Here is a 17,993-nt window from a genome sequence, read left to right on the forward strand (position 1 = left end):
CACCATAGAGGTCTACCAAATGATTTATCCCGTGCATTACTACGACTCGACGATGCCCGGCGCGCCTGTGCTGGTGGGCCAGCCGGGCAGCCTGCTGTCGCTGCTGCTTGGCTGTCTGGTCGATGGTTTTGGCCTCAAAACGGTCGAAACACTAAACCAGGTCGGGGGCTTGGCCACGGCCACGGTCTCGACTAGCCATGGCCTCAAGCCGGGCGATGTGTTTGCCATCGCGGGCGCCACGCCGGCTGGCTGGAACAGCGAGTGGCGTGCGCTCCGTACCCCGACGCCGGCCACCGTCGAGTTCGCCGTGCCACTCGATCTGAACCTGCCGGCCGCGACCGGAGCCATCACGTTGAAACGCCCGGGCGCCGGCTGGGAACGGGCGTTTACCGCTCCCAACAAGGCGGTATTCCGTGCAGCCGTCGGCAACCGCCGGCCACTGCGGATCGACGATACCGACCCGCAATACACCCGTGTCAGGGCGTATCTCACGATGACTGATATCGACAACGGCGATAGTCCTTGTCCGCCGCTGGCGATCCGCCCGACCGGGCTGACCTGGCGGAAGTCGATCAGCCGAGATGCGACGCCGCGCGCTTGGTCGCTCATTGCTGACGATCGGGCGTTCTACCTGACGATCGACGGCTCGGGCGATCTGGCCGCCGCATGGTATGCATTCGGCGACCTGACTACCCTGGGTAGCGCGGCCGACGCCATGGGCACCCTGTTGACCGGTCAGGAGAACGACGCACCCGGCTCGGCCGACGTCGAGTTCGCACGTGACTTGCTGACGACCAGCGACGAGATCGGGCGGTGGCTGGTCGGCCGGGCGGGCGGGATGGGTGGTCCGGTTCGCTTCACGCTACAGGGGCACCGGGCGACCGAACGGCTGTGTGGGCATGGCCCTATCCAGTACCCGTGCCCAGTGGGCGACCGTAACGCGGCCGTGCTGCATCCGGTGTTGGTGGTGGAGTCGGGCGGCCGGATCGTGCGCGGCGTGCTGCCCGGGGCCATGCAGTCGTTACACCCAGTGCAGGTCGTGATGCCCTATGAGCGAACCAGCGGCCCGTCCGGCCGTGACTATCGTTGGCTGCCCATGCGGTCCTGGCCAGCCACCTGGGGCACCGCCCCGCACGATGCGACGGGGCCGTGGCGATGACAGTGCTTGACGATGTGCTGACCGATCAGCCGGCGGCGCTGTGGGTGTTCGATGGCGCCGGCCCGGCATTTCCGGATCGAGCGGGGCGGCAGCTACCGGCCCAGGGCAAGGGGACATTGCAGACGCGGCTGCCGATGTTTGGTGGCGACGTCGGCGCCGGCTCGGCCGGATCCGGCTGGATTGAGCTACCAGCAGACGCCGACTACTGCGGGGCGGATGGCGCAATCACGATCGAGCTGCTGGTGCAGCTCGGCCCGGGTCAGAGTTTTCCGCGTCGGATCTTCGATATAGCGGACGGTCCGGACAAAAACTGTCTGGTCATGTTTTGCGGTAACGCCGGGGTCATTACGTTTTACGCAGATGGCGGGTCAGTCGCTTCTCACCTGACTTACTCCGGCGCCCGGCTGATCTATGCCGCCGTCCGAATCGACCGGACCGGCCAGAGTGCGCTGCTGCTCAACGGCACTGTCTGGCCATTCGCGATGACCCCCCGGGCAGCCACACGCAGGAAATCGTGGAAGCTCTTTGCGAGCAACTGGCCCGGCGAGCCCCCGAGCGACGCGATCGTTGCATGGTGCGCGATTCACCCGCGAGCGCTGTCGGTCGAGCGCCTGCAGCAGCGCCAGCTCGACTATTGGTCAGCGCTCAACATCCGCAGCGTAGGCACACCCAACCCGACAGCACAGCTCGGGCCGGCGCTCGCCGAGTTGGCCGCCGCGACGGTGCCCGGGCCGGTAGCCCAGGTGCCGTATACCGGGGCCGGCTGGCACGAGGGCACGCTGGCGATCGGTCCTAGTCAGAAGCCGGCTGCTCGTGCTGTCCGGTTGTACGACCGGGATACTGGGCTGCTCATTGCGCAGACGCGCTCCGGCGAGGATGGGAAATATCGTGTCTACGGGCTGGACCCGACCCGCAGCTATGTCGCCTTGGGTCTCGATGACCCGGTCCCGATCTGGCAAGCCGACGCCGCTGACGGCCTGATTCCGAGGGTGACCCCATGATCGTCTACTCCACTGCCACGCGGCGCTCTCGGGCTGCCGCCGTACTTGCTGCGCTCGATGCTGGCCAGGCGCCGGCCAAGCTGGCGATCTACGGCGGCATCGCCCCGGCGCCGGGCGTGGCCGCGACCGAACCGCCGCTAGTCGTGTTTACGCTGGCCAAACCGGTCGGCGAGGTCTCCGACGCAGGCCTCGTGCTGGTACCGCCTGCGGAAACGGTGATGCTACGCACGGGCGTGGCAACCTGGGCGCGACTCTCGACTGGCTCGGACGCCTGGGTCGGCGATATGTCCGTCGGCGATAAAGACAGCACAGCGGATCTGAAGCTCGGCGTTTCCGGCGGCCCAGCCGGCGTCATGCTTTACGCGGGCGCACTGCTGCGCCTGCCTTCTCTCATTCTCCGGTAAACCGTTATGGCAAACCCACCCGCACGCCCCGTCACCGGGTCGGGCGATCTGGTGCTCGGCCGGCTGATCGATGGCTCGGCCGATCTGCACCTGGGCCGGCCACGTGGTGATCCGGTCGAGGCCGTGGTCGGTGTGCTGGATGCCCAGGACGACGCAGCAGCCATGGGCGAACTGGTCATCGTGATGCCTGCCGAGCTGGCCGGGGCCGACACCCTGGCCGAGGGACTGTTGCTGCCGGTGCTGTCGATCGCGGGCGACGGCGGCGACGCTGGATCGGCCACTGGCGTGCTGATCTATGACCATGCCGTCCCACGCGGCGCCGGCCGGTCGATCCGGAGCAGCTAGCGGCCGGCAGCCGGGCAGGGCGCTGGTGCCGTTTCAGCGTGGCGTGGGCATGACCTGGCCGGCTCGACCGTGCTGGCCGGCTGGTCGCCAGCGGCGGCCGGTGCAGCAAAGGCCGTCGCGCCTTGGACGGCTCAGATCGAGCGCGCCGTAGGCATCCAGGGCGGCTGGGCAACGGCAGTCCCGGTCGACCAGCGCTTGACCGTGCCCTGGGCGTCGATGCATGAGCGAAGCACATCGGCCGATGTGGCGTATCAGCCCGCTACGCCGGTCCATATCGAGTCGACGGCACTCTGGGTGCATCTCGTGCCGTGTACCGCCGCCACGCTACAACCCTGGCGCGACGGAGCTGCCGTCTCTCGCGGCGTCGAGTCCTCGGCATCCCCAGCGACACCCGTTCACCGTGTCAATTCGCTGCCGTGGCAGGAGGCACGCCGCGTCGGACTGGGCCGGGCACCGGTCCCGCCGCCCGTACCGCCAACTCCCACCCCCACGCCGGGGACGATCCCGCCGCCACCACCGGGCGGTTCGCTACCGACCCGGCTGCACCTGGCGCGCCGGATCGAGCCGGGCGCACCGGCACTACTATGGCTCGGCCGCGTCGACCCGGTCGGCATCCGCATACCCAATCTGAGGCTATATATCGTGATCAACAAAATCAGGATGTGGCGCGAGGGCGACGGCGCACCACTGGACCCAACGTCGCTGACGATTTCGACCGATATCGACTCCTGGTCGTGGTCCCTTTCTGCAGCATTGCCGGATCGGCAGTGCCAGCTATTGCGTCGGCGTAGCGGTGACCGGCCGATCGAGGTAGGCGTCGAAGTCAACGGCCTCGTTTGGCGCTTCGTCGTGACCGAGACCAGCGGGTCGAGGCAATTCGGCAGCGGCTCTGGCTCGATTACCGGCCGATCGCTCGCCGTTTATTTGTCGGGCGACTACGCGCCAAAACTGTCGCGATCAGCCTCGGCCCCGATCACGGCCCGACAAATTGCCGACCAGGCGCTGGAGAACACGGGTACCGCGCTCGACTGGACGATGGCCGACTGGCTTGTTCCACCCGGTTGCTGGTCGATCAGCGATGCCGCGCCGATGGATGTGATTACCCGGCTCGCCGAAGCGGCAGGCGGCACCGTGCTGGCCGGGCCGGATTTGTTGGCGCTGCGAGTGTCGCCGCGTTACCCGGTTCTGCCCTGGGAGATCGATGCCGCAACGCCCGATATCGTCTTGCCGGCTGGGCCGGTCAAGGTCATCGGTTGGAATGATCGACACCTGCCGCGCTGCAATGCCGTGTTTGTCGCGGGCGACCGGGAAGGCGGCATCATCGGTCACGTCCGCCGACACGGCACAGCGGGCGATCTGATCGCTCCCGATATCGCCGACACCCTGATCACCCATGTCGATGTAGCCCGGCAGCGCGGCCTTGCGGCACTCGCCGCGACCGGCCCGCAGGCCGATATCACCTTGCAGCTACCGATGCTCGCTGACCTGGGCCGCGTGCTGCCGAACCAGCTGCTTGAATTCGAGGACAGCGACGAGTCATGGCGCGGCCTGATCCGTAGCGTCTCGATCAACGTTCAATCGTCCGACAACATCTGGCAAACCCTTGGCGTCGAAAGGCACTTCCTATGAGCACCTGGAACGTTTGGATTCAGTTCAAGGAAATGCTGGCCAGCCCGGTGCGTCAGCATGCCCGCGTCGCTACCGTTCACGGCGACGGCACGGTCACTGTGCAACTGCTCGGCGGCGGCTTACTGCGGGTGAGCGGCGAGGCCGAGGAGGGCGCCACCGTGTTTGTTCTGGGCGGCCGCATTGACGGACCAGCCCCCGATCTGCCAGCCCATCAAATCGAAGGCTAGCCCTCACCATTACCAGCAAGACTCACCACCACCAGCCCGGCCACTGTGCCGGGCTTTGTTTTTGAAAGGAGCAGGAAGACATGGACAAGCAAGAAATGGCGGCCGAAGCCGTTCGGGCTGCACCACCCGTTGGTGTGGCCGGTATCAGTCTGGCCGGGGTTGCATTGGCCGACTGGGTGTTGATCGCCACGCTGATTTACACGGTCGTGCAGATCGGCTTCGTTGCCCAGAAATGGCACACCCACCGCCGACAGAATGCTGCGCCGTTCCAAGGGGGTGCCAGTGATGAATAAGCGCCGCCTTGTCGCCGCGACCGGCACCGGTGTGTTGGCCCTGGCTGGCGCGCTGATCCTGCCGTTTGAGGTCGCCGAGCAGCTACAGACCTTGGGCGACGAGCTGATCGGCAACATGAAAAGGATGGTTGCGGAGCTGAATCAACAGGCCGTGCGGACCGCAACCCGCCGCATCGACAAGGCCGAAAAGGACGCTGCCGAGCGCGCAGAACAAGCTGCCGCCGAAGTCCAGGCCGCCTACCGTGCAGTCGAGGAGGCAGAAGAGAACGAGGCGGCCAACCTGGTCGAGATCGAGCGCCTTAAGGGGTCAGCTCACGAAACGGAAAAAATCGTACGCTAAGCCTCGCCTGGTATTCGTAGCGGCCGGAATTTGCCTTGCTCAACCTGCTTGTTCTGCCGCCAGATGTAGTCGCCGGTCAGGTTGATGTGCTCCCAGCCCAGCGGCGAAAGATGCGGTAGCAGGCGCTCGTCGATGTTCTTTCCCGTGTCGCGCAGCGCCTGGACTGCCCGTTCCAGGTAGACCGTGTTCCAAAGGATGATTGCCGCCACCACCAGGTTGAGGCCGCTCGCGCGGTAGCGTTGGTTCTCGAAACTGCGGTCACGGATTTCGCCGAGCCGGTTCAGGAACACAGCGCGAGCCAGCGCATTCTTGGCTTCACCCTTGTTCAAGCCAATCTGCACGCGACGGCGCAATTCGACATTCTGCATCCAGTCGAGCGCAAACAGCGTGCGCTCGATGCGTCCCAACTCGCGCAAGGCTACCGCCAGGCCATTCTGGCGCGGGTAGCTGCCGAGTTTCCTGAGCATCAGCGAGGCCGTGACCGTGCCCTGCTTGATTGAGGCGGCTAGCCGCAGGATTTCGTCCCAATGGGCGCGGATGTGCTTCACGTTGACGTTGCCGCCGATCAGGCCGGCGAGCGTCGGGTACTGTTTGGCGTCGCCGTGGATATACAGGCGCTTGTCGGCCAAGTCGCGGATGCGCGGAGCGAAGCGAAAGCCCAGCAGGTACATCAGCGCAAACAGGTGATCGGTGAAACCGGCCGTGTCGGTGTAGTGCTCCTCGATGCGCAGGTCGGATTCGTGATACAGCAGCCCGTCCAGGACGTGGGTGGCATCGCGCACCGTGGCATTGATGACCTTGGTGTGAAACGGCGCGTACTGGTCGGAGATGTGGGTATAGAACTGCACGCCCGGTTCCTGACCGTACTTCAGGTTCACCTGGCCGGCAGCTTGGCCACGGCCGCCGGCCTTGAAGTTCTGGCCGTCCGATGACGACGTGGTACCGTCTCCCCAGTAGGCGGCGAAGGGTTGGCGGAACTGGGCATTGACCAGCTCGGCCAGACCCGCCGAATAGGTGTCGTCGCGGATGTGCCACGCTTGCAACCACGTCAGTTTGGCGTAGGTCACACCGGGGCAGGACTCGGCCATCTTGGAGAGGCCCAGATTGATGGCATCGGCCAGGATGGTCGTCAGCAGCAGATGCTGGTCTTCGGTTGGTGCGTCACTCTTGAGGTGCTTGAAATGGCGGCTGAAGCCGGTCCAGCCATCGACTTCCAAAAGCAGGTCGGTGATCTTCAGATGCGGCAGCAGGTTGTACGCCTGCTGCATCAGCGCCTCGGCCTCGTCGGGCACGGCGTTGTCCAGCGGAGAAATCTTGATTCGCCCGGTGCTGGTGATGGCCGCACTGGGTAATTCGTTAGCGGCGGCCAGCCGCTCGACTGTCGCCAGTTGCTCTTGTAGCACCGCAAGCCGGGCTTCCAGAAAGCGTTCGCAGTCGGTATCGACGGCCAAGCCCAATTCACGTTGGTCGCGCTGCACCGCGAAACGCGGCGGCGGCAACAGGTAGTCCTCGAAATCCTTGAACTGGCGCGATCCCTGCACCCAGATGTCGCCGGAGCGCAGTGAGTTCTTCAACTCGGACAGCACGCACAGCTCATAGAAACGCCGGTCAAATCCATCTTCCGTGCGCACCAGGCTTTCCCAGCGCTTGCGAACGAACGACGTGGGCGCGTCGTCAGGCACTTTGCGCGCCTGACGGTCGTTCATTCCTTTGAGCACTTCGACGCCGGCCAGCAGTTCGCGCGCTGCCGGCGCGGCCTTCATGGTTAGCGCTTCCAGCAGGGTCGGCGTGTAGCGCCGGAGCTGGGTGAAGCCGTCGCCGACCAGGGACAGAAAATCGAAGTCTTCCGGCCGGGCCAGCGTTTCCGCTTCAGAAATACTTTCGCTGAACGCATCCCAGGGGATGATCGCCTCGATGGCGGCGAACGGATCGTCGCCCGACTGCTTCGCTTCTAGCAGGGCGCGACCGATGCGCGAGTACAGCCGCACCTTGTCGTTGATCGCCTTGCCGGACTGCTGGAAACGGTCGGCATGGTTGCGTTTGGCCTTGCTGAACAGCGTACCCATGAAACGGTCGTGCAAGTCGATGATCTCATCGATCAGCGTGGCACGGGTATCGAGGATCACCGCGACCAGGGTCGCAAAGCGACGGCTCGGCTCTAGGTCGCGCAGGTGCTGGGCTGTCATCTGTCCGCCTTCGCGGGCGAGCTTCAGCAGGCGGTTTTGGTGAATGACGTGTTCTAGGCCGCCTGGCAGCGCCAGGTCGCGGATGGTCTTCAGCCGTTCCAGGTGGGCCAATACATGCTTGGGCTTCGGCGGGCCGGGCGGCTGGCATAGCCAGATTAGCCCGCTGCCCTTGGTGCCCTCGCGGATCGACAGCAGCCCGTCAAGCGCACCGCGGTGGAAATCAGCGAGCGGCGCGGTGAGCGCCTCATAGACCCGGCGCGTGCCGCGTGTCAGCGCCTCGCTGCACACGCGCTCGATGACATCGACGGTCGGAAGGATGATGCGTGCCTGCCGCAGCAGCTCGACCAGCGCTTCGGCCAGCACGATACCCCGGTCGGTCTGCTGGGCCAGATCAGCGAGCTGGTGGACGAAGTGCCGATAGTCCGCGACAGCGAACGGCTTCAGCTTTAGCCACGCCTGCAATTCCAACAGATGCTCGCGCCTCGTTTCCGGCCGCTGCGCGTATTGCGGCCAGATGTCCGGCTCGATGCGCAATTGGCGACTGACGATGTTCAGCAGGGAGGCGGGGGGATCTGCGTCAGTCGGCAGGGCAAAGCCTGGATAGCGTAGGTAGCACAACTGCACCGCGAAGCCGAGGCGGTTGTGACTGCCGCGCCGCTGGTGAATCACAGACAGGTCGGGTTCGGCAAAGGTGTAATGCTGGATGAGTTCGTCGTCGGTGGCCGGGAAAGCGAGCAGGCCAATACGCTCGGCGGGCGTCAGCAGATTGCGGCGCGGCATGGTCAGTCGTCCGTTTTCAGGTACTGGTAGAGGGTTTCGCGGCTGATGCCGAACTCGCGGGCGAGCTGCGCCTTCTTCTCGCCGGCAGCGGTGCGACGGCGCAGTTCGGCCACCCGCTCCGGCGCGAGCGCCTTCTTGCGACCCCGGTAGGCTCCGCGCTGCCTAGCGAGCGCGATGCCCTCGCGCTGCCGTTCGCGGATCAGGGCGCGCTCGAACTCGGCGAACGCGCCCATCACCGACAGCATCAGATTCGCTATCGGCGAGTCCTCCCCGGTGAAGGTCAGGTGCTCCTTGACGAATTCGATGCGCACGCCGCGCTGAGTGAGACCCTGCACCAGGCAGCGCAGGTCATCGAGGTTGCGCGCGAGACGATCCATGCTGTGCACCACCACCGTGTCGCCTTCGCGCACGAACCCGAGCAGCGCATCGAGCTGTGTACGCTGCGTGTCCTTGCCCGATGCCTTATCGGTGAACACCTTGTCTACCTGGACGTGTTCGAGCTGCCGTTCCGGGTTCTGGTCGAAACTGCTGACGCGAACGTAGCCGATGCGATGCCCCTGCAAGATGCCTCCCGAGCTGAAAGTGTCAGGCAGAAATCTATGGCCTTGCGCGGCATGCGTCAAGAAATTGAAAAATCGGCTCTATCCTGACGTTTTCGACTGGGTCGGCCTGACATCAAGTTAGGGTGTACCTCAGCCGGACATGGCTTAGCGTACGATTTTTTCCGTTTCGTGAGCTGACCCCCTTAACGCCGAGCTGGAAGCCCAGCGGCAGGCGGCTGTCGAACAGGAAAAGCGGCACGACCACCTCTTGATCGAACTTGCCAGGGCCGACGGGGAGATCCGGCGCCAGCTCGACGAGATCGAGCGTCTACGGGAGCGGGTCGGGGAGCTGGAGAAGGAGGGCGCGGCCGCCAAGGCGCTGGCCGCCTCGGCCGAGAAGGACAAGATCGACGCTCGCGCCGCGGAGCACGCCGCCCAGGCACGTGCGGCAGAGCTTATCGCCACCGCCCAGGTGCTCAAGGCCGAGCTGGCAGAAGAACGGCAGGCCCGCGAGCGTGCCGAGGCCCGGGCCGGTGAGTGGGACAAATGGGCCAAAGCGCACGCCGCAACGGCGGCGCCGACGTCAACGTCGGAAGCCGAGCCTCTGCCCGCCGCAGAGGGAGCCCGCAAAGGAAAGACGGCGAAGGCCAGGACGGCCCTGGCCGCCGGCGGCCAGGGCGAGTTCGAGGCGGGTGGATTTGCTACGCCGACCGCCGCGCCCGCCGCCAAGAAACCACGCGCAGGCAAACCGACATGAAAATCCGTCTGATGGGACCGCCCGACATCGTCCGCGCTTGGCGCGCTATGCTTGAGCAGGAATATGGCATCGTCGGCGCCGAATACCCAAATCGCGGCAGCAACGATGTTCGCGCCTATTTCGACCTGGACGACCGGGTTGCCGCGTCGATCGCGGGCCTGTCCACGACTGCCGGCACTGGCATCGCCGTGAAGAAAGGGAACAAGGCACGCTGATCGGTCTTCCGACACTGACGTCGACGCCGATCAACCAGTCCAATCCAACAGGGGGTAACATGGCTCAAACACAAACTGCCAACCGAGAAAGCGTTAGTGCTAACGCCCGCCGGCAAGCTGTCTTTGCTGAGAAGATGAGGGCCGCAGGGCGCAAGCGAATCGCTCTATGGCTCACCTCTGACGAAGAGAGACTGGTCCGCCGACTGCTAGAGCAGCGGCAGACAGAACTCCAACTTGAAAGCGAGTTCGGGGTAAAGATTGACCCCCAGGCCGCGCACCAGATACCGACCAGCCTCAGGGACTTCACCATTCAGGAAGTGTCCCCGACCATGGCCAGCAAGATGGTTCGCCTCTGGCATTCGGCACTTCCCAACATCCCTGCGACCAACATCCAGCGCAACCGGCGTTACGCCTGCTTCGCTCTGGTTTGCAACGGATATGCGTATGCGATTGCGGTCTACTCCTCCCCGGTGAATCGCCACCTTGATGATGGTGCGACGGTGGAGCTTCGCCGATTGGCCATATCAGACAAGTGTCCCCGGAACACAGCAACTTGGTTTATGGCTCGCTGCGAGAAGCAGCTTCAATCAAAAATGCCCGAAATTAAGCGGCTTGTGAGTTATCAGGACACGACCAAACACACGGGCACCATCTACAAGGCCGGCAACTGGCACAATGCCGCTGACGTGCGTTATGTGTCTTGGGCACGTACACGCACTGACCGCGCCCCATCACAAAGCAAGTCTGCCAAGGTGCGGTGGGAAAAGCAGTTGAATAGTTAGATCCAGATCGCCAGCATCACAACACCCGGCCAACGCCGGGTTTTATTTTGCCTTCGTGAAGCCATCTCCCCCACAGCATTACGTCAAATAGCCATAACCAATAACGGTTATTAGGCAGCGTCAATGCAGATACACTATTCCCATAGGAATTTCCCCGAGCACACCAACATGGCGCCCGAACGCATCGATTGCTGGATCATCCAAGTACGCGGAACGCGAATCAAATGGCAGCTAGCCTATCTTCAACAGCATGACGAGTGCTTTCTGACGGCGCACACCAAGCTCGGGGCACTTCATCGAGCCGCGAAGCTTTCCACGGAAGCGTTGGCGATCGAGTTCTGCAAAGCAGTCACGAAAACCATGCTGAAGCGGCACGGTGGCCAGGTGGAGCTGGTGGTAGAGAAGAGCTTTCTTGCCAAGAAAGAGAAATTCGACGATGACCTGGTCAGGGCAAGGATTGAGGAAGGAAATTTCGCGCCGAACAGGACGCCGCTGAGCGCAAAAATAGACCCCCAGCGCGCGCTGGCTGGGGGCGAATAAGGGATTGAGTAACAGCAAACTACAAAAGCCCCAGGACTGATGTGGGGCTTTTACCATTGGCCCGGTCTCTCCGGAGGCCGAGTCAATGGCGGCCGCTACTGTACGCACATCCAGCCAATCAGGCAAATTCATGACGATGGAGTCGCTATGAGTGCCTAGCGAGGCTTAACGTACGATTTTTTCCGTTTCGTGAGCTGACCCTATTTGGATGCCTCGCACTCAACAGCAAGGCATGCTTGCCGTCGCAATGGTATAGCCGCCACTTGATTCGGAAGTCTTCATCTCTTTCGAATCCACCATGATGCGCACCCGCACGACTCCAGAATCGCCCTGATTCTGCGCGGAAAGATAAAGGTGCGTCCCTGGCCTCACCTGCGGGTAATCTACATTCCAGGGCAATAGCACCACCTTCTGCTCCGTGCCACCTTGAGCGTTACTAAAGGTAAGCGCGGCACTTGGTGCAGTACCTTCAACCTGATAACTGACTCGGCCTGTCCGACTCGAGACGCTACCGCCACCACCGCCGCCAGCCATAATCAAAACACCCCAAATTGCCGCTCCAATAACTAGGATCGTCGCAACAGGATGAACATACTTCACAACCTTGGCTCCGCATTTTGGGCAGATTTTCGCTTTGCTGCTTACCTCGTTGTTGCATTCCTTGCACTTGATTAGTGCCATTTCCTCTCTCCTATAAATATTCGTAGCCAAATGTCAGTACTAAGAAAACAGCGCGTTGAGCACCGATCATCGACGGCGCCATGGCCGCTACACGAGCATAAAGAAGCGAGGCCCTGGTCGTCAGTTCAATTGGAGGCGCCGGCCGAGGCTGACTCTCCCAAGTGGAAGCAGAATTGAATTCCGCTGCGTCATGGCCGACCCGACGCCAGCGGTTCGCCACAGCCGCAAAGTCGCTATCGACGCTGATCGCGTGCCGAGACGGCAAGACCACTTCGAGACCAGGATAGCCTGAGCCTATGAAGCCAGGACCAAAGACCGCGCCCAGCGGGCGCAAAAAGGGACTTGTCGTTAGAGGGAAGGCAAGCGGAGGGCAGAGCTTTCCCTACCCACAGAACCTATTCGGTTGCTGCAGCCGCTCAGCCAGGGCACCTTCGGGTGGCCTCTAGGCACGGGGTCAGACGCGGTTTCCCCCGTTCAGGCGTTCACGCACCGCTGTGCGCTCGTGCAGGGTCGCCCTTTCGCTTTCCCTCTGGGTTTGCACGATTCCCATCCTACCCAGTTTGCTGCCTCGCACGGATCGGGCCGGTATCGGTGGTGGTGACAAGTCCTAGAAGCTACTCCACCCCGTTCGCGGGACGCATGACGCGAGCCGCGCGACATGTGCGAGTTAGCACGCACAGTTGCCCCCGGCATGGCCGCGACAAAGCAGCCCGCCGTATCGCGCGGGAAGTTCGGGCGCGAGCGCGCCCGGGCTTGACCCGCGACGAAGATGAGGACTACAGTACGCATTAGCTAAGTGCGATCTTGTAGCTGGCCTCTTTCCTTCCGCCGCTCAGGTCAAACCAAGCAGAACCCCGTGATTGCCGTCGCGGGGTTTTGTCTTTTTGATATCAGATGTTCCTGTAGGTGCTAACGCATCCACCGCCTTTCTGGCCGTCCTGGCCACAAAAAATCTGCTCGGATTATCGTAGATACTTTCCGATATCGCAAATTTTCCTAATAAAATCAGTGATATGATAGCTATCATATATATCAGATAAATCATATATATGATGTATGTGATATATATCATGTATATGATGTATATCATATCACTGATATCATTAAAAAATAGAAAATGATATCAATCTATTGGTGCAATGTGATATCGTTCCGGCCATCGCCACAGGAGAGGAAAAGCATGGCAATCATCATGGTTGGATCAGAAAAGGGCGGGATTGGAAAAACCACGATCGCCACGAATATCGCGGTCGCCAGCCGCTTGTCGGGGGCATCCGTAATTCTTGTCGATATCGACCCACAGGGAAGCTCGCTTGGCTTTCGGCGCCTGAGAAACGAAAACAATGTAAGCCCGGCCTTGCCTGTAGTTAATGTGACGGGGCGAATCGGGCGAGATCTGATCTCTTTCAGCGAAACATACGAGCACGTCTTTGTTGATGCGGGCGGGCGAGACAGCATTGAAATTCGTGACGCGGCTCTCGTTGCTGACCTGTGGATCGTGCCGGCAGTGGCATCAGCATATGACGCCATGGCCATGGACACGATGCTGAATATCTGCATCCAGTCAGAGCGAGAAACTGGCACCAAACCCAATGCCCGCACCTTGATCAACCGAATTGAAACCCTGCCCACCGTCAAAGACTCCGAGGAGCTGGCGGCTATGCTGGCGGCAGACGAGGATTACGCAAAGTACCTCCCCCTCATGAGAAGCCGAATGCATCGACGCTTGGACTACGAGCGTTCGCCGCGAACTGGACTTTCGGTCATCGAATACGCGCCTGATGGTAAAGCGGCTGCGGAAATTTGCGCTCTCTACGAAGAGATTTTTGGAAAGAAATTTGCGATGGCCGAGGTTGCATCCAATGGCTGAGGAAACAAAAAAGGCGGCTCGTCCTCCGCTTCCGCTGGGAAATCGCACAAAGGAAGAAAAGCTCGCAGCGCTAGCGAAGGGGGCCGAGTTCGTTGAGGCCGCCCTGGAAAGGGCGGGCGAGCATGCAACCCCCTGGGCGCTAGCCGACCCCAAAGCTCGTATTGCTTTTCCGCTTCGCATTCCCGGGCCGCTCGCGAGCAAGTTGGAATACGTCTATCTTAATCTGCCTAAGCGTCCATCAAAGAACGCCATTATCCTTGCGGCGCTGGAAGCTTGGCTCGATACCAGAATTGCCGAGATTGGCACCCCAACATCTCGGGAGTTGGCGCGCCTCAAAGAGGCCGAGCAAGAAGGGGAAAAGTGATATCAATGATATGATATACATCATGTATATGATGTATATCATTTATGTGATATCAAGCCTGCCGGTTTACCATGGTAAACCGTGGATTTACTTTGTAAATTACCAATAAAAAATCCCTGAAACCTAGGCTGGGAGTCGGTTTCAGGGATTTTTTTGTGTAAAAAATTTTTCTCTTCTGGTTGCGTTTCTCGCCAATTGTCATTGGCCTGTTGGAGGCTAGATAGCTGTGCTAGCTATCATAGCTACGCGCCACGTTGACGCCGCACGATCGTCCAGCCAGAGTGCCGCCCGGTGCCATCTCAGCCGGGAAGTATCCCTGTTCGCAGGGCCGGTTTGGCACCACTCCGGCCTACCTTTCCAGGCCAGACTCAGCCCCGGCCAGGCCTACGAGTGAAGCGTGCCGGGGCTTTTTCTTTTCGCGCTCAGTACAAGCGCAGCACGCCGTTTCGGCGCAAGTCCCAGGCCGCTATGGCGACCAACACTGCTATGCCAGCAGCCAGGACGTAGTAGCTGGTCCACCAAGGCGCAAACCGTGCCGCCCATTCCTCCCCGCCCAAGTGAAAGGCCCGGAACGCCTGCTCGCGATAGACAGACCAGCCCGCGCACCAGTTGATGAGGGAAAACAGGATCACCACTGGTAGCAATCGGACGTGGCAGAGAATCCAAAGGATGCCGCACACAGTCCCTGATGCCAGAACGCTGAGGCCCAATTTCACAAACAGCCCGACATCGAGACCAACCGCACTTGCGGCCAACGAAATCACCCCGGCCAACGCCAGCCCGGCAAGTAGCACCATGCCAAAGGCGCCGCTGTTTTTGTCTGATTCGTTCATAAAAAAATCTCCTCTGGATATGCCAAGTCGGCGTCAAAAATCATAGACTTTGGCGCTTCGGTCGCCTTCCTGTCTGAACTGCCAGCTTGGCGCGCCGTACCAATTCCGGCACCATCTGCCGCTCTATATATAAGAACACCGCGAGGGGTTTCCTTTATGTCGATTCCTACCGTTCCCTGGACTGCCGAAAGTCCAATCCTGGGCACCATCACCGATGGCCTCGTCCTGCGCACCATGAGTGACGACGGTCCGATTCTTGGTGGCATCGACCGCCACTTCGTTGGCGGCGCCGGTTCGCGCGGCCCGGTTCGTCCCTCAATGGCCGGGCCGATCATTGGTGCGCGCAGTCCCGTCATCGGCGGCGCCCCGGCGCGCGGCCCCGTGATTGGAGGCTGACCTATGCGTGGGCCTATCATCGGCGGCGCGCCCGCTTGCGGTCTTGTTGTCGGCATGCCAGTGCCTGCCGGTCCCGTAATGGGAATCTGAGCCATGCGCGGCCCTATTGTGAAAGGCCCGTAACATGCTCGGCCCCATCGTTAAAGTACCCTGAACCTGGAGAACAACTATGCGTATGCCCATCATCACCGGAATGCCGATCATCGGAGTCTGAGCCATGTCCGGCCCCATCATCGGTATGTGAATCCTGGTACTACCCGCCCGATCACGAAGCCGCCCTGCGCGGACCGGGTCGAAGCGGGAAAGCAAAAGCCCCCGAGTCGTTATGGCCGGGGGTTTTTCTATTCAAAAATATGAGCTTTTCTGACAGGTAGTTTTTGGTTGGACGGACAGGTAGGATGCCGGGCTTCAAAACCTCCAGGGGCCATCCAGTGGCATACCACGACCTATTGCGAGACATCGGGCGCACGCCCTGGACATCGATCTCTGAGCAGGAATTTCTTGCGCTCGACAAGAAAGTGCTCACCCGGATGCTGGTTCATCCTGATTACGACTACGACGACCGAGTCGTCTGGGACGGCCCGCGCCAACTCCAGGTAATCAGGATGCACTACGGGTTGAATGGGATGCCACCTCAAGGATTGACGGCCATCGGTAGAGAGATGGGCCTCTCGGCAACGACATTGCGGAAGGTGCTTGAGCGGGCACTTGAGCGGCTGCGTGGTGCATCACAGATGGCATTTCAAGGGCGTGCTGGCGCCCAATAAAAAAGCCCCCTGCCGTTTGGCTCGGGGGCTTTTTCTTAGGTATCACGTTAAGACTTTCTGTGCTTTCGGTTTGGGGTCTGCTTCAAGCTGCACCAGGGCACTATCAAGCGCCACCAATTCTTCAGAGTTCCAGGGATTGCACGCCGCCAGCATCTGCTCCAGCTCGGCAATCCTGGTGGCCATAGCCGCCAGTGTGGGCGGTGTCTCGTAGAGCGGCCGGATCGGCAGCTCCAGATGACCGGGCAGACGACTGGCGATGGTTTTCGCCTCGACCAAATCTTGCGTTACGCGCAAGTATCGAACTGCGCCTGGCTCAACGATGGCCCAGGCGGTTGGCTGCGGCATTGCATTGGCTACGGGCATAGATCCTCCAGAAACGAAGCGCCTGGTTCAGGACCGGGCGCGGGTGGCTCGACCTGACTGACGTTCGGCCAGTAGTCGTAAGGGCAAGTGGTGATGCGCACCACCCCAGCGCCTGGCAGCTCGATCCAGCGCTCAGCGGAGCGGTAGCTACTGACTGGGATGCCTTCTTTGAGAGAGGGCCGGGTCATGGCGCATCACTGTCGGGCGGATTTACCGGCCCGGCGCGAAGCACCAGCTCTTGCACCGCATCCACAACGTCTTCGATTTCAAAGGTGTCACGGCACCAGCCCAAGGCATTAACGATGTTGCGCAGCCCGGTTTCCCATCGATCTTTTCGGACCAACTTGCCGTCCCTGCGAAACTCGTAATCCTCGGGTCGAGCATGTCGGTATTCCGGCAGCCTGAAATCGGCTTCGGTCACTTCACGGCCCTGAGTCATTGATCGGCTCCCTGGAGAGGTTCTTTCAGCCAATCGCGCAGGTCGACTAGATCCTGGCGCAGCTCGGCCGGCGTGATGTGCGGATCGGGGAGTGGGACGGAACGTAGCCGGATCTCGTGGTGTTCGCCGTAGTCGGCGCAGGTCGTGTAAGAACTCACAGACTCGTCTCCACGCCGAAGTCGTGGACCAGCGACAGCAACCGATCGGCCTCGATGTCATCAAGGATGCCGGAGCCGCCGACCAAAGCGTCGACTGCGTCCGACTCGGCTTCGGTCAAGGGTCTGGCCATCAGGGATTTCCGTGCCGGCTGCGCCTGTTGCTTGCGTTTCTGGTTGGATTTCATATGTAAAGGTACTCCGTCGGAGATTGGCGGTAGACCATCGGTCGGTCGATAGTCTGCGGGTGCCGGGCGGCAATCACCCGGGCGCCAGGAATTGTCGGGGCCGGCACGCTGTCCGGGTTCTCGTCGGGCAGGCGATATGCCCTGGGCACGACGCCTGACGCCAGCCGTAGCCGGCCGGCCTTTCGAGCGGCATTCAGCAACTGCTGAGCGGCGTCGAGCGCAATACCCATCTGCTGAGCGATATGGCCGGCAGTGAGCGGGTCGCGGCCGCTAAACAAAGACAGCAGGCGGTCCAGGTCGGTCATGCCGGTTCGCCCTCGGGCGTGTCGGGCGCGATGTCGTCGAGCAGCTCCAGCAGCGAACCCGCGCCGTTATCGTCAATCATGTTCCAGCGCCGCACCAGCACCTCGGCGGCGGCGCGCTGAAGCGGGGTAGCCTCGGGGGTCAGCTTGATCGTGTACTCCGACCGGGCGACGGCGCGGTGCAATTCTTCGAGCGCCGAGCTGGACAGCTCGTAGTGCTCAGCGATCAGGGCGGGCCAGCTCTCCGGCACGGGCTTATTGCCCGTTTCGATAAAACTCAGGTAAGCGCCCGAAATGCCAAGGCGCTTAGCCATGTCGGCAAGGCGCTCGTTGTGATCGATGCGCAACTTGCGCAGCACCTTGCCAAAGGGGGTCAACTGAGATGCGCGAGCGGGTTTGGTGGTTTCGGTCATGTGGTGATCCAGGTGATCGAAA

27 protein-coding genes are annotated in these 17,993 nt (G+C 61.6%); 16 read left to right on the forward strand and 11 right to left on the reverse strand.

Annotated elements, in window-relative coordinates; translation table 11 throughout:
- Window positions 1-19 precede the first annotated feature (19 nt).
- The 8 genes from ACFOW7_RS21680 (at window position 20) to ACFOW7_RS21715 (ending at window position 5,398) form a co-directional block, all read left to right on the forward strand.
- On the forward strand, window positions 20-1,159 hold the full coding sequence (locus tag ACFOW7_RS21680; protein WP_378168650.1) for a hypothetical protein: 1,140 nt from the start codon (window positions 20-22) through the stop codon (window positions 1,157-1,159).
- Window positions 1,156-2,160, forward strand: a complete 1,005-nt coding sequence (locus ACFOW7_RS21685) for a hypothetical protein (RefSeq protein WP_378168652.1) — start codon at window positions 1,156-1,158, stop codon at window positions 2,158-2,160. Before ACFOW7_RS21680 ends, ACFOW7_RS21685 begins: the two co-directional genes overlap by 4 nt.
- Window positions 2,157-2,564 carry a hypothetical protein gene (locus ACFOW7_RS21690; protein ID WP_378168654.1) on the forward strand — a complete coding sequence of 136 codons (408 nt, stop codon included), beginning with the start codon at window positions 2,157-2,159 and terminating at the stop codon, window positions 2,562-2,564. Before ACFOW7_RS21685 ends, ACFOW7_RS21690 begins: the two co-directional genes overlap by 4 nt.
- A 6-nt stretch (window positions 2,565-2,570) precedes the next feature.
- Window positions 2,571-2,909: a hypothetical protein gene (locus ACFOW7_RS21695; protein ID WP_378168656.1), complete on the forward strand. Its 339-nt coding sequence runs from the start codon at window positions 2,571-2,573 to the stop codon at window positions 2,907-2,909.
- Window positions 2,910-2,978: 69 nt separating this feature from the next.
- Window positions 2,979-4,538 carry a hypothetical protein gene (locus tag ACFOW7_RS21700; protein ID WP_378168658.1) on the forward strand — a complete coding sequence of 520 codons (1,560 nt, stop codon included), beginning with the start codon at window positions 2,979-2,981 and terminating at the stop codon, window positions 4,536-4,538.
- Window positions 4,535-4,765, forward strand: a complete 231-nt coding sequence (locus ACFOW7_RS21705; RefSeq protein WP_378168660.1) for a hypothetical protein — start codon at window positions 4,535-4,537, stop codon at window positions 4,763-4,765. Before ACFOW7_RS21700 ends, ACFOW7_RS21705 begins: the two co-directional genes overlap by 4 nt.
- 80 nt (window positions 4,766-4,845) lie before the next feature.
- Window positions 4,846-5,058, forward strand: a complete 213-nt coding sequence (locus ACFOW7_RS21710; protein WP_378168662.1) for a hypothetical protein — start codon at window positions 4,846-4,848, stop codon at window positions 5,056-5,058.
- Window positions 5,051-5,398 (forward strand): hypothetical protein, encoded by a 348-nt coding sequence (locus tag ACFOW7_RS21715; protein ID WP_378168664.1) that lies wholly within the window; start codon window positions 5,051-5,053, stop codon window positions 5,396-5,398. The genes ACFOW7_RS21710 and ACFOW7_RS21715 overlap by 8 nt, the downstream gene beginning before the upstream one ends.
- On the opposite strand, the gene ACFOW7_RS21720 is transcribed toward ACFOW7_RS21715, so the two are convergent.
- Together ACFOW7_RS21720 and ACFOW7_RS21725 are read right to left on the reverse strand one after the other, a co-directional pair.
- Window positions 5,395-8,364, reverse strand: coding sequence for a Tn3 family transposase (locus ACFOW7_RS21720; protein ID WP_378163322.1), 2,970 nt, complete (start codon window positions 8,362-8,364; stop codon window positions 5,395-5,397). The two genes, ACFOW7_RS21715 and ACFOW7_RS21720, sit on opposite strands and share 4 nt — an antisense overlap.
- A gap of 2 nt (window positions 8,365-8,366) precedes the next feature.
- A complete protein-coding gene (locus tag ACFOW7_RS21725; RefSeq protein WP_378163324.1) occupies window positions 8,367-8,927 on the reverse strand; it encodes a recombinase family protein in 561 nt (186 codons plus the stop codon).
- Window positions 8,928-9,174: 247 nt separating this feature from the next.
- Between ACFOW7_RS21725 and ACFOW7_RS21730 the strand changes: the two genes are divergently transcribed.
- The 4 genes from ACFOW7_RS21730 to ACFOW7_RS21745 all read left to right on the forward strand — a co-directional run bounded on the left by ACFOW7_RS21730 (window position 9,175) and on the right by ACFOW7_RS21745 (window position 11,200).
- A complete protein-coding gene (locus tag ACFOW7_RS21730) occupies window positions 9,175-9,663 on the forward strand; it encodes a hypothetical protein (RefSeq protein ID WP_378168666.1) in 489 nt (162 codons plus the stop codon).
- Entirely contained in the window at window positions 9,660-9,878 is a 219-nt protein-coding gene (locus ACFOW7_RS21735; protein ID WP_378168668.1) for a hypothetical protein, read from the forward strand. Before ACFOW7_RS21730 ends, ACFOW7_RS21735 begins: the two co-directional genes overlap by 4 nt.
- 59 nt (window positions 9,879-9,937) lie before the next feature.
- Window positions 9,938-10,660, forward strand: coding sequence for a Mom family adenine methylcarbamoylation protein (locus ACFOW7_RS21740; RefSeq protein WP_378168670.1), 723 nt, complete (start codon window positions 9,938-9,940; stop codon window positions 10,658-10,660).
- Between the two features lie 168 nt (window positions 10,661-10,828).
- On the forward strand, window positions 10,829-11,200 hold the full coding sequence (locus ACFOW7_RS21745; RefSeq protein ID WP_378168672.1) for a hypothetical protein: 372 nt from the start codon (window positions 10,829-10,831) through the stop codon (window positions 11,198-11,200).
- Between the two features lie 219 nt (window positions 11,201-11,419).
- Here the strand turns inward: ACFOW7_RS21745 and ACFOW7_RS21750 are convergent, their stop codons facing one another.
- Window positions 11,420-11,881, reverse strand: coding sequence for a zinc ribbon domain-containing protein (locus ACFOW7_RS21750; protein WP_378168673.1), 462 nt, complete (start codon window positions 11,879-11,881; stop codon window positions 11,420-11,422).
- 1,180 nt (window positions 11,882-13,061) lie between these two features.
- On the opposite strand from ACFOW7_RS21750, the gene ACFOW7_RS21755 reads away from it, so the two are divergent.
- Together ACFOW7_RS21755 and ACFOW7_RS21760 are read left to right on the forward strand one after the other, a co-directional pair.
- Window positions 13,062-13,751 (forward strand): AAA family ATPase, encoded by a 690-nt coding sequence (locus ACFOW7_RS21755; RefSeq protein ID WP_378168675.1) that lies wholly within the window; start codon window positions 13,062-13,064, stop codon window positions 13,749-13,751.
- Window positions 13,744-14,115, forward strand: a complete 372-nt coding sequence (locus ACFOW7_RS21760) for a hypothetical protein (protein ID WP_378168677.1) — start codon at window positions 13,744-13,746, stop codon at window positions 14,113-14,115. The genes ACFOW7_RS21755 and ACFOW7_RS21760 overlap by 8 nt, the downstream gene beginning before the upstream one ends.
- A 422-nt stretch (window positions 14,116-14,537) precedes the next feature.
- Here the strand turns inward: ACFOW7_RS21760 and ACFOW7_RS21765 are convergent, their stop codons facing one another.
- Entirely contained in the window at window positions 14,538-14,948 is a 411-nt protein-coding gene (locus ACFOW7_RS21765; RefSeq protein ID WP_378168679.1) for a hypothetical protein, read from the reverse strand.
- A gap of 156 nt (window positions 14,949-15,104) precedes the next feature.
- On the opposite strand from ACFOW7_RS21765, the gene ACFOW7_RS21770 reads away from it, so the two are divergent.
- Complete coding sequence (locus ACFOW7_RS21770; RefSeq protein ID WP_378168681.1) at window positions 15,105-15,344, forward strand: hypothetical protein; 240 nt, start codon at window positions 15,105-15,107, stop codon at window positions 15,342-15,344.
- 398 nt (window positions 15,345-15,742) lie between these two features.
- Window positions 15,743-16,111, forward strand: coding sequence for a sigma factor-like helix-turn-helix DNA-binding protein (locus ACFOW7_RS21775; protein ID WP_378168683.1), 369 nt, complete (start codon window positions 15,743-15,745; stop codon window positions 16,109-16,111).
- Between the two features lie 42 nt (window positions 16,112-16,153).
- Here the strand turns inward: ACFOW7_RS21775 and ACFOW7_RS21780 are convergent, their stop codons facing one another.
- The 7 genes from ACFOW7_RS21780 to ACFOW7_RS21810 are packed head-to-tail and all read right to left on the reverse strand — an operon-like array spanning window position 16,154 to window position 17,971.
- The gene (locus ACFOW7_RS21780) at window positions 16,154-16,474 is read right to left on the reverse strand and encodes a hypothetical protein (RefSeq protein ID WP_378168685.1); all 321 of its coding nucleotides are present in this window, start codon (window positions 16,472-16,474) and stop codon (window positions 16,154-16,156) included.
- Window positions 16,465-16,662 (reverse strand): hypothetical protein, encoded by a 198-nt coding sequence (locus tag ACFOW7_RS21785; RefSeq protein WP_378168687.1) that lies wholly within the window; start codon window positions 16,660-16,662, stop codon window positions 16,465-16,467. The genes ACFOW7_RS21780 and ACFOW7_RS21785 overlap by 10 nt, the downstream gene beginning before the upstream one ends.
- Window positions 16,659-16,913, reverse strand: a complete 255-nt coding sequence (locus tag ACFOW7_RS21790) for a hypothetical protein (protein ID WP_378168689.1) — start codon at window positions 16,911-16,913, stop codon at window positions 16,659-16,661. The genes ACFOW7_RS21785 and ACFOW7_RS21790 overlap by 4 nt, the downstream gene beginning before the upstream one ends.
- Window positions 16,910-17,071, reverse strand: a complete 162-nt coding sequence (locus ACFOW7_RS21795) for a hypothetical protein (RefSeq protein WP_378168691.1) — start codon at window positions 17,069-17,071, stop codon at window positions 16,910-16,912. The genes ACFOW7_RS21790 and ACFOW7_RS21795 overlap by 4 nt, the downstream gene beginning before the upstream one ends.
- Window positions 17,068-17,202 carry a hypothetical protein gene (locus ACFOW7_RS21800; protein WP_378168693.1) on the reverse strand — a complete coding sequence of 45 codons (135 nt, stop codon included), beginning with the start codon at window positions 17,200-17,202 and terminating at the stop codon, window positions 17,068-17,070. Before ACFOW7_RS21800 ends, ACFOW7_RS21795 begins: the two co-directional genes overlap by 4 nt.
- 50 nt (window positions 17,203-17,252) lie before the next feature.
- Window positions 17,253-17,561 (reverse strand): hypothetical protein, encoded by a 309-nt coding sequence (locus ACFOW7_RS21805; protein WP_378168695.1) that lies wholly within the window; start codon window positions 17,559-17,561, stop codon window positions 17,253-17,255.
- Window positions 17,558-17,971, reverse strand: coding sequence for a helix-turn-helix domain-containing protein (locus tag ACFOW7_RS21810; RefSeq protein ID WP_378168697.1), 414 nt, complete (start codon window positions 17,969-17,971; stop codon window positions 17,558-17,560). Before ACFOW7_RS21810 ends, ACFOW7_RS21805 begins: the two co-directional genes overlap by 4 nt.
- Window positions 17,972-17,993 lie beyond the last annotated feature (22 nt).

The organism is Chitinimonas lacunae (assembly GCF_042650885.1).
GTDB classification, from domain to species: Bacteria; Pseudomonadota; Gammaproteobacteria; order Burkholderiales; family Chitinimonadaceae; genus Chitinimonas_A; species Chitinimonas_A lacunae.